Origin of the sequence: Floridaenema flaviceps BLCC-F50, assembly GCF_041929275.2 — a bacterium.
Classification (GTDB): Bacteria; Cyanobacteriota; Cyanobacteriia; order Cyanobacteriales; family Aerosakkonemataceae; genus Floridanema; species Floridanema flaviceps.
On the sequence record NZ_JBHFNR020000002.1, the window covers coordinates 1,927,249 to 1,942,068 of the forward strand.

Consider the following 14,820-nt stretch of genomic DNA (forward strand, 5'->3'; position numbering starts at 1 on the left):
ATAAAATCTTACTAGAAGTTAAATAATCAACTACTGTAGAATATTTTTTCAAAACAACTTTCTCAGTAGAACCTTGAAATTAGAGCTATTAGAACTAAAATGCCTTTACCCACTGTTATTTTACCTGGATATCTTGAAGGTGCGAGTGCTTACATCCCCTTAGAGAAAAGCTTGGAAGCACTTGGTTTTCCTACGGTAACAGTACCATTGCGAAAAAGAGACTGGTTGCCGACGGTGGGAGGTCGATCGATGGTGCCAATTTTACGGAGACTCGATCGTACAGTCAAACAAACAATAAAGTACCACAACACCTGTAAAATTAACTTAATTGGACACTCAGCAGGCGGTTGGATTTCGCGAATTTACATCGGAGAAAAACCATACACTATTTATGGTGATGCGATCGAATCAGATCCGTTTTGGGGTGCTCTATCTTATGTTTCCACACTTATAACTTTGGGAACTCCCCATGTTAGTTTAGAACGTTGGACAAAACGTAATTTAGATTTTGTCAACACCAACTATCCCAGTGCATTTTATCACCAAATTCGTTATGTTTGTGTTGCCGGAAAATCTATTTTTGGAGCGCGAAAACAAGGAAGTTGGTTAGCTTTTAACAGTTATCAAATTACTTGTGGTAAAGGTGAAACTTGGGGAGATGGAATTACACCGATCGAAGCAGCACATTTACAAGGCGCAGAAAATCTCACTATTGAAGGAGTTAGGCATTCTCCTAGATCCCCTGGACTTTGGTATGGTTCTCCTGAAATTTTGCCCTTTTGGACAAAGTATTTAATTTAATTTGCCAATTGTCAATTGTCACTTGTCATTGGTCATTTGTAATCACTTATCCCTGTATCTTAGTAGTTCCCTGTCGCCCTCTTTTTTCCTGGAAATTTAAGCTTTTTCTAAGGAAGGTTCTCTGGTGGGATAGGGAATTGGCACTTCTTCAACTAATGGTAGTTTTTCTAATGTTAAAGGAGAAGAAGGACTAGCACCAGATAAACGCTTGAGTAAATTCGGTCGTAAATCGTGTAATAGATAGATAATGCGATCGCCAACCTGCCATTCTTCCACCGCCGCCACTATCATCAAACGTTCATCCCTTTCCATCAACAAAGGCACAAATTCCCCTGAATGAATTAATGCTTGCAAATGTGCTTGTTGAAAAGCAAAACCCTCTTCCTTTAACTCAGTTTCTCCTAACTTCACATTACCATCATTTAAATATTCATTCCAACTTTTAATTTGTAAATGTTGCACAAAAGCTTGTTGAATTTTACTATGATGGTTTTTGTTGTCGTTACTTAATTGAGGATCGCGAGGAAATACAGCTAAAACCCTTGGCGGAGAAAATTCTTCAGTTGCTCTTTGCGCCAACACTAAATTTACTTCCCCGTTATTAGTCATTGAAATAAACGTTCCCGCCGTAGCTAATCCAGCTTTTTCCAATACTTCCATATCCAAAGCGCTACTTAAGAAAACCCGCAAATTTTCCTGTTCTGCTAACTTACAAGCTTCTGGATCTGTATCAATCAAAACTGCTGATTCGCCTCGTTCTTGGAACATTCGCGCAATCAACCTTCCCAAAGGATGAGAACCAACAATTACCACACCAGTTGCTTCTGTAGAAGTAATTTTTAGTAATTTAGCCATCAAACCTGCGGTTAATCCCTGGAAAAACACAGTCATAATAATTGTCAGGAAAACCAGCGCCTTGATGGAATCTCCCCCGTTAAATCCCCTTTGAGTTAACAGAATTGCAAACAAAGAAGCTACCGAAGCAGAAACAATTCCTCTGGGTGCAATCCAACAGACAAAAAGTTTTTGTCGCCAATTTAAGTCACTATTCCAGGTACAAACAGCAATACTTATTGGGCGTACCACAAACATTAATACCAAAATGGTAAAAACGCTACCCCAACCCAAAACGAACAAACTGGCGATCGACAAATCAGCTGAAAGCAGAATAAATAAAACAGAAACGCTGAGAATAGTTAACTGACCTTTAAAGCGGCGGATCAAACGTTCTTCGGGAACTGAAGATGCTCTCAGGAGAATTCCTGCTACTACAGTAGTCATTAACCCTGATTCACTGCGGATCATTTGCGCTAGGGTAAATAAACCCCACAAACCCGCTAACACTACTAAGTTTTTCAGTTCTTCGGAAATAAAATTGGCACGTTTGAGAATCCAACCCAGCAACCAACCACCAGCAGCACCGATAATTCCCCCAATACCCAAACGCAGGAATAGACCACTCAAAGCTAAAAGCGGGTTAGCATTGGGGTTGAGGATGGTATCTAAAACCACTACTGCCAGAATTGCACCTACAGGGTCAATTAAAACCCCTTCTCCTTCTAAGAGGGTAGCAACTTGCCGATCGACCTTCACCTGTTTGAGCAGTGGACTAACCACAGTTGGCCCAGTTACTACTACCAAAGAAGCATAAAGGAAAGCGATCGGCCAAGGAAACTCACCCAACCAATGCGCCGCCATTCCACCGCCAATTAAAGTAATTAGGGTTCCGATAGTCACCAAATTCCGCAAACTACCAGAAACCCTTCCCAGTTCCCGTAATTCCAGGTTTAATCCACCTTCAAACAGAATTACAGCTACCGAGAGTGCCACAATTACTTCTAAACCAGTACCCAGCAAGTTTGGATGCAACACACCCAACCCATCTGGCCCTAAAGAAATGCCAAATATAAGTAAGAAGACAATGCTGGGAACTTTCAAAAATTCTGCGATCACCTGGGCACTTATGCCTGCGATGATAGTAATGACCATCAACAGAGTGATTTCAAAGGATGCTTCCATAGGTCTTCATTGATGCAGGCTAATAATCAGAACAGGGAACAGGGAACTCCTCAACAGCGAACAGGGAAAGTTTTGAGTTAAGAAATTTCCCCTGGTCTCAAGAGTCCCAAGAGTCCCAAGAGTCCTCGGTTTTGGGTTTGGTCAAAATGCCTCATTTATAATGCACAAAAGCTTTGCTGATCTTGGGGGAGTACACTGATTAGTAAAGTGATAGTTGCTACTTTATAAAATCACCGCAAAAATGCTCCAGGGCAGAGGTTTCCAGGGTAGAAGGGAAGAATTTGTTTCTTAGAAGAAGCCAAAATGGTTTTAAATCTTTTTTATTTTACTATCTATTTGCATTATGCAATGCTCCGTAAATATCTGCCAGTTGTTTAAGATAAGTACGTTGAGCGGCAAAATCAGGATTGCGGATAATTTTATCAGAATGTCCTGCTGTCTTTATTAAGAATGGGGACTGGGGACTGGGGACTGGGGACTGGGTAAGTTTGGAATGCAAGAGTTAATAATTTCACCTAGTCCCCTAGTCCCCTAGTCCCCTAGTCAAGAGTCCCCATTCACCTTCAATCTTTGAGCAACAGATAATAAAGTTGTCCGCTAGTCTTCATTACGCCAGCTCGATCGCCAGCTAACTGACCAGTTCCCATGAACACATCCACCCGACCTGGGCCTTTAATCGCACTTCCGGCATCTTGATCCAGGACAAAGCGGCTGACTTGGCGAAATTCCATGTCACCTCTGCTATTGGGAAAGGGTAAGGAAGTGTTAATCAAGGCTAAAGCACCAGGGGGCATTAAATTTTTATCAGTAGCGATCGATCTTTCTGCCGTCACTGGTACGTTAGTCGAACCAATTGCTGAAACACCGTCATTGTCCCGGAAGAAAATAAACGGGCGATAGCGTGGCAGATAAACGCTCAATTCTTGGGGATTACGACGGAAAAAATCGATCATTACGGGCATGGATAACCCTGAGAGCGGTAATTTGCCATCTTTCGCCAGTTCTCTACCCACACTGATGTAAGGATGATCGGTTTTCCCTGCATAGCCAACACTCATGATTCTGCCATCGGGTAATTGCAGACGGGCAGAACCTTGAATGTGAATTAGAAAAGCTTCAAAGCGATCGCGCAACCAAGCTAGTTCTAACCCTTGTAACGGCCCTTTTGCACCTTGCAAGCCGTCTTTGCCTTCCAGTTCCAACCTAGTTGGGTGAGGTCTTCGCCAACTCTCAAAATTAGGTGGTCGGCGATAAATCGGATAACGATAAGTTTCGTTCGGTGTCAGACTAGCTTGATAAATCGGCTCATAATAGCCTGTAAATTTCACCGTTCCTCGATTATCCTGACCAACTGATTGGTAAAAAACAAACTCGCTTCTTACAGCTGCTTTTAATTGTGCTGCGGAACGGGAGTTAAGTACCAATTGGCGAAACCTTAGCAAACTGCGCTGTACCCGATCTAAAGTAATTCCTGCTACAGGATACCTGGCGTAAGCTGCCGCTGCTCTTGGTGTTTGCAAGTATTTCAGGCTATTGTCAATAGACTGCAATAAAGCCTGTTTATCTCCCGTTTGACCGGGATCACCCCAAATGCGATCGTCTAAACCTAACTGTTGCTCCTGTGCTTCCGTAATCGGTTGCAGTGGTAAGTTCCTGTTAGGAGTAAAGCCTTGTCAGACTTGGGATTTGAGCCAACACAATGCCCAAACTAAGGGCGAAAGTACCTAGCGTGTTAATCATCAATCTAGCTGTCTCGGTCAATACTTGATGTGAAAATTGGTTCTACTCGAATCGCCAGCACACGGGATGGTCGTACCACCATGTATTCTCCCTGAATGTTTTTAATTGGTACGTTAATAAAGTCATTGGAGGCAGATTTTGGCACCAGTTCCCCGCTATACCACTTTTGAAAGTCTTGAATTGTCGGGAAACGCACCTCTTCCCTGTGACCACCTTCGATTAATAGGTGTACTGCATATTCAGAAGGAGTTCTGGGCATAATAGAAAGCTATTCTCTACTGTATGGAATCATATTATGGGCAAAAGTCGCTTAAAGATCTGACAAAATTTCCCACAATTGCCCCATCTAACCACTTAAGAGAATAGATTATACCGTCCCAGTTGCGCTTCGATCGCACTTGGCAGCATTTTCTCTAATTCTGTGGCATCTTTAAACGACAATCTTCGGTACTTTGGCAAGTCAAAGGGAAACTGTCCCCTCATTTCCGGTCTTTCCATTTGCACTAACAAAATTTGTTCGCTACGCTTGCTTTGTAGCGCATAACCCAGTTCTAAGCAAACTTTGGGACTAGGAATTAATTGTGCTGGCATTCCTTCACCTTCAACACGAGCGATCGCTGTACTATCAGCAATAAACAACAAACTTTTGCGGACTTTCCGCATCACGATCTCACTCAACCGCAGCGGGCTATCTGTGGGACGTTGTGATTCTACCAGGTTTAATGTTAAACGCGATCGCTCATTCAACTTCTCCACAGCGTTTTGTAACCCTTCCCGTAAAGCTTCACTCGCCGAAGCATATTCTTTTTGATAACACAGAAAAATCGTCGGTTCTAAATCCGCCATCACCGTAAGTTTGGTGAAATAGATCTCATGGCTACTTAAATCAATGTTGGCAATCGCATAGCCGCCACTACCCTCAATGTAAAATTCTACAGTTTCCCCGTCCAAATATCTCTCAAACCAGGGCGATCGCTTGACTTCCTGACTATCTTCTAAAAAGTCTGCCCGTAACCCCGACTTTAACAAACTATTCTGACTGAGGCGCAAGTCGTGGGGACGTTTCTCCAGTTCTTTGAGTGGCTCATACTTCTGGAGATACCAAGCTCTCAGCGCAATAATCGCCATAATACTTAAATTAATACCAATAGCAAAGTTTTCAGATCTTATATTTTAAGATTTTTCCGCCTCTGTTGGGCGATCGGTAATCGCTCGGAACATTTTTGTCAGGGAAGGGTTCTCCTGGGACAAGGCGACAAGGCGACAAGGCGACAAGGCGACAAGGCGACAAGGGAAATTGAAAACTTAAAACTCTCTGACTCCCCAAACTAACTCAAAACTCTCTCACTCAAAACTCAAAACTTACCCAGTCACCTAAACAAAACAACACCCAAGCCTTACTTATCGAGTGATTTCCTGTAATTGGTAATACTATCTAGAGTTACACTGATTTAAAAATCATTGTATTGCTCTCAGTTAACCAGCTTAGGAAATATCAATGTTCCGGTTGGGTGTTGTTTTCGGACGAGACAGACGTAAGTTAAACAGCTGTTTTTTCCTCTTTTTTACTTTAGTTACGTGACACCAGGCTGTTTGATCTGCCAGGGAAGCTTTTTCTTTGCTTCTATTGTTAGATTATCAACCCTCTTATTAGAGATCAAGTATATGAAAAGAAACTTCACTTTTGTGAGTGTGAATACTCGCACAATTATAAAGTTCTCGCTGATTAATCCCTAAAAAAAACCGCCCTTTACCAGGCGGGGTAAGCTTTTTTGCCTTGAAATTTTTGCCAGAGCTTGCTTAACAATTTAATTAACCAGCCACAACATTTTCAGGCTATGCGATCGCTAATTCCCAAAACTCAAATCGAAAAGCTAACATTCCAGGTTTCTACTCTTTCTGTGAGGCTAGAGAAAGCAAAATCTTAACCCGTGACACCAAATAAATAATCAAGCAATTACACCAACATCAAGTTTAAGTTAGTAGAGTTTTAGATAGGGCTGATGGGGCAAGTCGCATCGCTTTTCAAATTTATCTCCCCTCCTCTCAATTATTCCCGTTCTTAGCCGGAAGAATTAACAGTAATGCGATACATCTTCTCCACATTCATCAGCTAGGTAACACAAAGCGCGAAAACGTAAGTTAGACACTTCTTCATAAAGCGGATTCAACTTACACAATGGCGGAATGTGAAACAAGCTACGACCAAACAGTTTAACATCACGCTCAAATGGACATTGCGCTGGAATCATTTCACACAAACGATGCGCTAATTCTGGATCTCGAACATCCATATTGTCCAGTATCCGGCGTAGCGGTTGTAGTAAATCAAAGCGTTTTTTTCCACCGCGATCGTTATTTATGTCTCCAACTGTAACATTTTGTTGAGTTGTCCAAATCAAGGTTGTAACCTGACGGTCTTCTATGGTAGAGTGAGGTACATTCATTTTTCATAACTCCAAGCTTCCAAGAGAGGTGGATAAATTCCTCTACTGGTTGAATACATGATCTCAAATGGATTTACGGTATGACCACTCCCATTTGAGTGATTTTCACCTGTCAGAATTATTAAAAACTCTAACTTATGGATGAGTTGTGCTTCTAGCTTTACACAACTCCATTTTATACTGCCTGAAAACCGGATGTTTTTGCTTCAGTAGAACTAACGAAATTAAATTAATGCACGGTTTAGTATACTGACTTTATACAGAAACTGACAACCCATAAAAATAACTTTGAGTAATTGTACTAACTCATAAAAAGGCGATTGGTGAATAGGTCTAATTACCAATCCCACCAATCACTAACTAGCGAATACCCAAAAGGAGTATATCTGCAACCAGAATTTCCTAGCCGGAATTTTTCTGGTTTCTTAAGAAGCAGCTACTAACCTATCGTGTCTGGTGACGCGGGGAAATTTTTACTCAGATCTTGCACTCAAAGGAGGTAGAACCTCCTGTGTCCTCGTTGTGTCCTCGTTCCCAGGTTCAACAAATGGAACGAAAAATGGAGGCTGGAGGGTGCAAGATCTGAGTTTTATGGATTAATCCTGAACATCATGTAAATCCATAAATCCCGATCGAGTTCCCTATAGTTTAAGAAGCTACCCTAGCGGTGACGCGACGACGACGACCTGTAGCTTTCGTCGGGGGTGCTTCTGGTGCTTGCAGCAAGAAGACCAACAGCGGACGACTTTGGAGTTCGCGGCGCAGTAGTCTAGCGATCGCTTGTTCGATTTGAGCTTGCAATCCAGTCCAGTCTACTTCTATTTCTCCAGTATCGAAGTTACGGGCAAATTCGCGCCAGCGATCGCTCAACAAATTCTCGATCGTTTGTTGTACCAATTTTTGCAGTAAACTTTGCTCAACGGCAGTCACCACACCGCGCAAATGTACTTCTGGTCTAGCTACTAGTTTGCCATCCCAATCCACAGCAGCGGCGACGGTAACTACGCCATCTTCCGCTAATTGTTGGCGTTCTTTGAGTACATTATCGTGAACTACACCAGCACTATCTACTAGTTGTAAACCTGAAGGTACTTTACCTGCGATCGCAATGCTATCTTCGGAAAGTTCGACCACATCGCCATTATCGATAATTACCATATTTTCTGCCGGAATTCCCATGCTTTGAGCAGTTTGGGAATGTTTCACTAACATCCGGTGTTCGCCGTGAACTGGTAAAAAGAATTTCGGACGAGTTAAAGCTAACATCAGTTTTTGGTCTTCTTGACAAGCGTGTCCAGAAACGTGAATGCCTTTTTCTCTACCGTAAATTACATTCGCACCTTGGATCATCAACTTGTCGATCGTGTTGACGACTGCGATCGTATTTCCGGGAATTGGATTAGCAGAAAATATTACAGTGTCACCTTTGCGGATTTTAATATGGGGATGTTCTTGATTAGCAATCCGAGTCATCGCCGCTAAAGGTTCCCCTTGCGATCCAGTAGTCAGAATTAAAACTTGATCGTCGGGTAAATTTCGCGCAACGTGCCAAGGTTGGAGTAAATTATCCTCGCATTTGATGTAACCTAAATTTCGGGCATGGGCAATCACATTCAACATTGATTTACCCAACACCGAAACAATCCGATTATGCTTTTTCGCCAACTCCAAAACAATATTGACTCGGTGTACCGAAGAAGCAAAAGTTGTCAGCATAATGCGTCCCGGTGCTTGACCAAAAATGCGGTCTAAATTCGGATAAACCGACATTTCCGAAGGTGTTTGTCCGGGAACTTCCGAGTTAGTTGAATCACTCACTAAACAGAGAACACCTTTTTCCCCATGTTCCGCTAATCTTTGGAAATCAAATCTTTCGCCGTCTACTGGAGTGTGGTCAATTTTAAAGTCGCCTGTGTGAATAATGACTCCCACTGGGGTATGAATAGCCACAGTAAAACTATCAGCTATTGAGTGGGTATTGCGAATAAATTCTGCGAAAAAGTGAGAACCAATGCGAACAATATCACGAGGTAATACTGTCCTTAATTCGGTTTGTTTAGAAACTCCCGCTTCTTCGAGTTTACCCTGCAATAATGCCATTGCTAAACGAGGGCCATAAATCACCGGAATATCAAATTGTTTCAGGTGATAAGGAATACCGCCAATGTGGTCTTCATGACCGTGAGTAACGATCATGCCTTTAATTTTATGGCGATTTTCTTTCAGATAAGTAGTATCTGGTAAAACAATATTTACCCCGTGCATTCCATCTGTGGGGAAAGCTAAACCAGCATCTAAAAGAATGATTTCATCATCGTATTCAAAAATGCAGGTATTTTTTCCAATTTCGTGCAATCCCCCCAAGGGAATAATTTTTACTGTTTGGGGTGCTTTCGCAGTTGTATCTTTAGTCATTTGCATCCTTTGATTTTAGTAACAAGAAATTTGGTTTTGGTATATGCGGTAATTAGTAATTGGCTAATTTAATCCGAGATTGAATTTTCAATCTAACTTTTAAAATTTGCCCAATTCTCTTTACCTGTTAGCCCTTAATTTTTGTCTAACTGTCCAGAGTTCTATGGAAAGAAATATTCAATTGTCAAAAACTTGGCCTTTTCATTCCTGTTAAAGTCAGGAAAGTTTTTCTAAGGCGGTTTTTAATTTGTGAATTTCTTCATTTGATGGTTCACAAAGCGGTGGGCGAACGCTCCCAACATCCCAACCTTTTAATTTTAAAGCTGCTTTTACGAGTATTGGATTTGTGGTGATAAATAGTGACTTAAACAAGGGAAAAAGTTGTAAGTGTATTTTTAATGCTTCGGAAGTTTTACCTACTTCAAAGGCTTGCACCATTTGCTGAATTTCATTACCCACTAAATGGCTGGCAACGCTGACTACTCCGGTTCCGCCAACTGCTAACAAGGGCAATGTTAGAGAATCATCTCCAGAATAAATCTCAAATTCTGGCGGGGTAAGATGGCGAATTTGACTAGCTTGATCCATACTGCCGCTAGCTTCTTTAATAGCGACAATGTTGGGAATTTCTGCCAAACGAGCCACTGTTTCTGGTGCCAAGTTTTGCCCAGTGCGACCAGGTATATTGTAGAGCATTATCGGCAGATCGGGAGAACTTTTGGCGATCGCCTGAAAATGCTGGTAAAGTCCTTCTTGGGGTGGCTTGTTATAGTAAGGTACCACTTGTAAAGAACCATCTACTCCTAGTTTAGCGGCTTTTTGGGTAGCAGCGATCGCATCTTTCGTAGAATTAGACCCAGTTCCGGCAATAATTTTCGCCCTCCCGCCTACCGCCTTCTGCACTACCTGAAATAACTCCAACTCCTCATCAAATGTCAGCGTTGGCGACTCACCCGTAGTCCCACAAACCACGAAGGCATCTGTACCATTTTCCGCCAAATGTCCTGCTAGTTGCTCTGCAACTGCATAATTTACACTGCCATCTTCCTTAAATGGTGTAACTAAAGCGGTTATTACCCTACCAAACTTTCCCACACTCTTTTTTCTCCTAATAATTTTCTTTTGTTCCTAATTATATTTTTAGTTTTTGCCAGAAACAGCTAATTCTGGAGTCGCGGGCAAATTTTCCTTGACCAACAATTCAGCGATTTGTACAGCATTCAAAGCTGCGCCTTTCCGAATTTGATCGCCACTAAGCCATAGTTCTAAACCATTAGGATTAGAAATATCCTGACGAATTCGACCTACTAAAACATCATCTTTACCGCTTGCTTCCATCGGCATCGGGAAATAATTAGCTTGCCAATCTTCCACCAGTTGCACCCCTGGCGACTGACTCAGAATTTCCCTGGCTTTTTCCACAGGAAAAGGTCTACCAAATTCTAGGTTAATCGCTTCTGAATGCGCCCGGAGCACGGGAACCCGAACACAAGTTGCCGTAATTCGCATTTGTGGCTCGGCAAATATTTTCCTGGTTTCATTGACCATTTTCATCTCTTCTTCACAATACCCCAATTCATTCAACTTGGAGTTATGGGGGAACAAATTAAACGCCAAAGGATAGGGGAAAATCTCGGTTTTTGCCTGTTCGCCTTGTAAAATAGCTTGGGCTTGTTCTTTCATTTCTTCCATTGCCCTAGCACCTGCACCGCTAGCAGATTGGTAGGTTGCTGCTACTAGACGTTGTACTGGTTGGACTTGGTGCAAGGGCCAAACCGCTACTGCCATTAAAATAGTCGTACAGTTGGGATTGGCAATAATTCCTTTGTGCGTAAACGCTGCTTCGGGATTAACTTCGGGCACTACCAAAGGTACAGTAGGTTCCATGCGAAAAGCGCTGGAGTTATCAATTACCACTGCCCCAGCTGCCACTGCTTTATCTGCCCAAACTCTGGAAGTGGAAGCCCCAGCTGAAGCCAAGACTATATCCACATTGTTAAACGCATCTTCGCTTACTGCTTCCACTGGCAGATTTTCGCCAGCAAACTGGATAGTACGTCCAGCGGAACGGGGGGAGGCCAATAATTTTAAATCAGCCAAGGGAAACTGACGACTTGCTAACAATTCTAAGAATTCGGTACCGACTGCTCCGGTTGCGCCTAAAATTGCTACTCGATAGGTTTTTGACAAGGTTCTTTCCTCCAAATATTGATGCTAAAAGGTTGAGAGTTCATTAAGTATAAGTTCTTGTTGTCAGTTTTTCTACAGCTATACAGGTTTGTGTTTTGTGGAATTCTACTGTGTGCCTAACTGGGGTTAGTAGAGATTTTTCACCTCTTGACTGGGTGATTAACCAGATTGCTTAAGTTTTTGAATGCGATCGATCTATTTATCGTTTAGTATTCTGTAATTTAAAAACATATACACTAATTATGCAAATTTTACCAAATTTTTGACTTATAGATTAAATATTAACCTGGGATTTGGCAACAAATGAGTATGCTATATGTACTATCATCAGATACGAAACCAAAACAGAAAAGCACCACCTCACGCTTGAGGCCCAAGTCAGAATCGACTTATGCTCATCTAGTTTGGCTACCAGATTAGCTGGTTACTTGCACCAGCATATCACGGTGTAAGACCTGCGATCGGGGGTAGCCCAAAATTTGAGAGCCGTATAGCCTCCAAAAAAGGGGCTAAAGTTAAGCTAGCAGGCGGTTGCTGGAAAACTTGGGCAAGCATTAGTCAGAAAATAAAGCCCAAGCCCCCTGTTTTAGCCAGAAAACACTAAATGTCAGTTATTCGGAACCAGAAAATTCATGAAAGTTACCCAGGAAAAGCTTCCCGCTAGCCAGATTGGTCTGGAAATAGAAATTCCCCCTGAAATGTCCAAAAAAGCTTACGAGCAAGTTATACAAGACTTAGCTCGCACTGCCAACATTCCTGGGTTTCGCAAAGGCAAAGTACCCCGGCAAATACTTATGCAACGCTTTGGTGCAGCGCGACTCAAAGCAGCTGCTTTAGAAGATGTGATTCGCAATGGCGTACAAGAAGCTGTGAAGCAAGAGCAGATAGACGCTATTGGAGAATTTTATCTGAGTACTCCCCAAGAACAATTAGTTGAGCAGTTTGAACCGGGACAAGCATTGACTATCTCTGTGAAGGTGGATGTGCCACCAGAGGTGAAACTGAATCAATATACTGGTTTAAACATTCAGGCTGAAGAAGTCAAGTATGACAGTGAGCAAGTTGAGAGATTTTTGGCAGAACGTCAAAAGGAAATTGCTACTCTAATTCCTGCCGAAGGCAGAGCCGCCCAAAAGGGAGATGTGGCAGTAGTAGATTTTAAAGGTCGGATAGTGGGTGAAGGTGAGGGTGAGGAAACCCCAATCCCAGGTGGAGAAGCAACTGACTTCCAAGTAGAATTAGCGGAAGGAAGGTTTATCGAAGGGTTTGTAGATGGCATTGTGGGTATGAACCCCGGGGAAACCAAAGAGATTTCGGTTAACTTCCCCCCAGAGTATCCACAACAAGATTTAGCAGGTAAACCAGCCCTCTTTACGATTACGCTCAAAGAACTCAAAGAGAAAGAGTTACGAGAACTTAATGATGACTTTGCTCAAGAAGTCAGTGAGTTTCAAACTTTAGCTGAATTAAGAGAAAGCTTGGAAAAGAGGTTTCAAGAAACAGCGCAAAGCAAAACTGATGCTAACAAAACCGAAGCTATTCTCAAAGAACTGCAAAACCAGGTAGAAGTAGATTTGCCAGAAACGCTGATTGGGCAGGAAGTTGATGCGATGCTGACTCAGACGGCAATGCGGCTGAGTCAGCAAGGAGTTGATGTCAGAAAACTGTTTACTCAGGAAATGGTGACGCAAATGCGACAAGCATCGCGTGGGGATGCGATCGATCGCCTGAAGCGTTCTTTAGCTCTCAAAGAAGTGGCGAAACTAGAATCTATTCAGGTAGAACCAACTGCCATTGAAGCTAAAATAAGCGAGTTAACTAAGGAGTTTGCTGACGATAATATCGATCCTCAAAGGCTCCGCGAATTCGTCGAAGAAGACTTACTCAAAGAGAAAATCATTACCTGGTTGACAGAACATTCTAATATTGAGCTAGTCCCAGAAGGTACATTGAAGACCAGTACTCCCGAAGCCACCGAGTCTACAACTGAAGGAACTGATACTCCCGAAGCCACCGAGTCTACAACTGAAGGAACTGATACTCCCGAAGCCACCGAATCTACAACTGAAGTTAGCTCAGAATCAACAGGAAGCACCGCTGAATAATTAATGCAGTGGATGATACTAGTGGGAATACATAATTTATGAAAGTCTTTGACTATGATTCTCACTAGTCAATTCACCTTAATTAAAGATAATTAAAGTGGGAATTTGATGGCGATCGCTCTTAGTTCGCCGATCGCTTAAAATTGATAGGAGAAAATAAATTAAACTTTGATAAGTATGGCAAAAATTTTTACGAATCGTGAAGCGTAAAGCCCCCGCGCTTGGGCTGGGGGATTGCTCTACCTACTGACAAATTTATTTGTCAGTAGGTAGAGCCGAGGAAAGGAAAAACTGTAACGAGATAGGCAAAAATTAGTGTTATTCGATATAACGGATATAGATACCTATTTACTTAGCAAACTCAGTTAACAAAACTCATTGCTAGCCCTCACCCATAAATCATCTTTTTATGGTTTCATCAGACTATCCCATCTACTCATTATCTAGCTTGCAGCAAATGGAAATTCCTAACCAAAGCCCAAAAAATATGCTCCCAATGGTAGTAGAACAAACTGGCATGGGCGAACGGGCTTATGATATATATTCCCGTCTGTTGCGGGAAAGAATAGTGTTTCTGGGTACACAAGTTGACGATGATGTAGCAGACTCATTAGTAGCGCAATTGCTATTCTTGGATGCTGAAGACCCAGAAAAAGACATCCAATTGTATATCAACTCTCCTGGGGGTTCAGTGACAGCAGGGATGGCAATCTACGATACCATACAGCAGATTCGCCCCAACGTAGTCACTATCTGTTATGGCTTAGCCGCTAGTATGGGAGCGTTTTTACTCGCTGCGGGAACTCGTGGGAAACGGATGTCTTTGCCTAACTCGCGGATTATGATTCACCAACCTTTAGGTGGTGCTCAAGGTCAAGCAGTGGACATTGAGATTCAGGCCAAAGAAATTCTTTATCATAAACGTAAGTTAAATGAGTTTTTGGCTTATCATACGGGGCAACCTCTAGATAAAGTAGAAGTAGATACCGATCGCGATTTCTTTATGTCAGCAGCTGAAGCTAAAGACTACGGTCTAATCGATCAGGTAATCACCAAACAAAACATCCCCCTGTCGGGGAACGCCGTTACCACACTCAACTAAG

General features: G+C 42.3%; 10 protein-coding genes and 1 pseudogene. 3 read left to right on the forward strand and 8 right to left on the reverse strand.

From position 1 onward, the window contains the following. The first annotated feature begins 99 nt into the window (after nucleotides 1-99). Nucleotides 100-801 (forward strand): esterase/lipase family protein, encoded by a 702-nt coding sequence (locus tag ACE1CI_RS28855; RefSeq protein ID WP_413265719.1) that lies wholly within the window; start codon nucleotides 100-102, stop codon nucleotides 799-801. A gap of 96 nt (nucleotides 802-897) precedes the next feature. Here the strand turns inward: ACE1CI_RS28855 and ACE1CI_RS28860 are convergent, their stop codons facing one another. From ACE1CI_RS28860 to ACE1CI_RS28895, 8 genes and pseudogenes are all read right to left on the reverse strand, one after another. Next, nucleotides 898-2,820 carry a cation:proton antiporter gene (locus ACE1CI_RS28860; protein WP_413265720.1) on the reverse strand — a complete coding sequence of 641 codons (1,923 nt, stop codon included), beginning with the start codon at nucleotides 2,818-2,820 and terminating at the stop codon, nucleotides 898-900. Between the two features lie 563 nt (nucleotides 2,821-3,383). Then, nucleotides 3,384-4,560 (reverse strand): annotated as a pseudogene (gene mltA / locus ACE1CI_RS28865) (murein transglycosylase A). Between the two features lie 4 nt (nucleotides 4,561-4,564). Beyond that, a complete protein-coding gene (locus tag ACE1CI_RS28870) occupies nucleotides 4,565-4,819 on the reverse strand; it encodes a hypothetical protein (RefSeq protein ID WP_413265722.1) in 255 nt (84 codons plus the stop codon). Between the two features lie 95 nt (nucleotides 4,820-4,914). Beyond that, nucleotides 4,915-5,688 carry a hypothetical protein gene (locus ACE1CI_RS28875; protein ID WP_413265723.1) on the reverse strand — a complete coding sequence of 258 codons (774 nt, stop codon included), beginning with the start codon at nucleotides 5,686-5,688 and terminating at the stop codon, nucleotides 4,915-4,917. Between the two features lie 947 nt (nucleotides 5,689-6,635). Further along, complete coding sequence (locus ACE1CI_RS28880; RefSeq protein WP_413265724.1) at nucleotides 6,636-7,007, reverse strand: Mo-dependent nitrogenase C-terminal domain-containing protein; 372 nt, start codon at nucleotides 7,005-7,007, stop codon at nucleotides 6,636-6,638. A 648-nt stretch (nucleotides 7,008-7,655) separates the two neighbouring features. After that, nucleotides 7,656-9,422 carry a ribonuclease J gene (locus tag ACE1CI_RS28885; protein ID WP_413265725.1) on the reverse strand — a complete coding sequence of 589 codons (1,767 nt, stop codon included), beginning with the start codon at nucleotides 9,420-9,422 and terminating at the stop codon, nucleotides 7,656-7,658. A 216-nt stretch (nucleotides 9,423-9,638) separates the two neighbouring features. After that, the gene (dapA, locus tag ACE1CI_RS28890; RefSeq protein ID WP_413265726.1) at nucleotides 9,639-10,517 is read right to left on the reverse strand and encodes a 4-hydroxy-tetrahydrodipicolinate synthase; all 879 of its coding nucleotides are present in this window, start codon (nucleotides 10,515-10,517) and stop codon (nucleotides 9,639-9,641) included. 45 nt (nucleotides 10,518-10,562) lie between these two features. Beyond that, nucleotides 10,563-11,612: an aspartate-semialdehyde dehydrogenase gene (locus ACE1CI_RS28895; protein ID WP_413265727.1), complete on the reverse strand. Its 1,050-nt coding sequence runs from the start codon at nucleotides 11,610-11,612 to the stop codon at nucleotides 10,563-10,565. A gap of 632 nt (nucleotides 11,613-12,244) precedes the next feature. On the opposite strand from ACE1CI_RS28895, the gene tig reads away from it, so the two are divergent. Next, complete coding sequence (tig, locus tag ACE1CI_RS28900; protein WP_496615885.1) at nucleotides 12,245-13,717, forward strand: trigger factor; 1,473 nt, start codon at nucleotides 12,245-12,247, stop codon at nucleotides 13,715-13,717. A gap of 457 nt (nucleotides 13,718-14,174) precedes the next feature. Then, on the forward strand, nucleotides 14,175-14,819 hold the full coding sequence (gene clpP / locus ACE1CI_RS28905) for an ATP-dependent Clp endopeptidase proteolytic subunit ClpP (RefSeq protein WP_413265780.1): 645 nt from the start codon (nucleotides 14,175-14,177) through the stop codon (nucleotides 14,817-14,819). The last annotated feature ends 1 nt before the right edge of the window (nucleotide 14,820 follow it).

What these genes read in the sequence shown, in the direction of transcription:
- ACE1CI_RS28855 (WP_413265719.1), top strand. Translation starts at nt 100, where the DNA reads ATGCCTTTACCCACTGTTATTTTACCTGGATATCTTGAAGGTGCGAGT.
- ACE1CI_RS28860 (WP_413265720.1), bottom strand. Translation starts at nt 2,820, where the DNA reads ATGGAAGCATCCTTTGAAATCACTCTGTTGATGGTCATTACTATCATC.
- ACE1CI_RS28870 (WP_413265722.1), bottom strand. Translation starts at nt 4,819, where the DNA reads ATGCCCAGAACTCCTTCTGAATATGCAGTACACCTATTAATCGAAGGT.
- ACE1CI_RS28875 (WP_413265723.1), bottom strand. Translation starts at nt 5,688, where the DNA reads ATGGCGATTATTGCGCTGAGAGCTTGGTATCTCCAGAAGTATGAGCCA.
- ACE1CI_RS28880 (WP_413265724.1), bottom strand. Translation starts at nt 7,007, where the DNA reads ATGAATGTACCTCACTCTACCATAGAAGACCGTCAGGTTACAACCTTG.
- ACE1CI_RS28885 (WP_413265725.1), bottom strand. Translation starts at nt 9,422, where the DNA reads ATGACTAAAGATACAACTGCGAAAGCACCCCAAACAGTAAAAATTATT.
- tig (WP_496615885.1), top strand. Translation starts at nt 12,245, where the DNA reads ATGAAAGTTACCCAGGAAAAGCTTCCCGCTAGCCAGATTGGTCTGGAA.
- clpP (WP_413265780.1), top strand. Translation starts at nt 14,175, where the DNA reads ATGGAAATTCCTAACCAAAGCCCAAAAAATATGCTCCCAATGGTAGTA.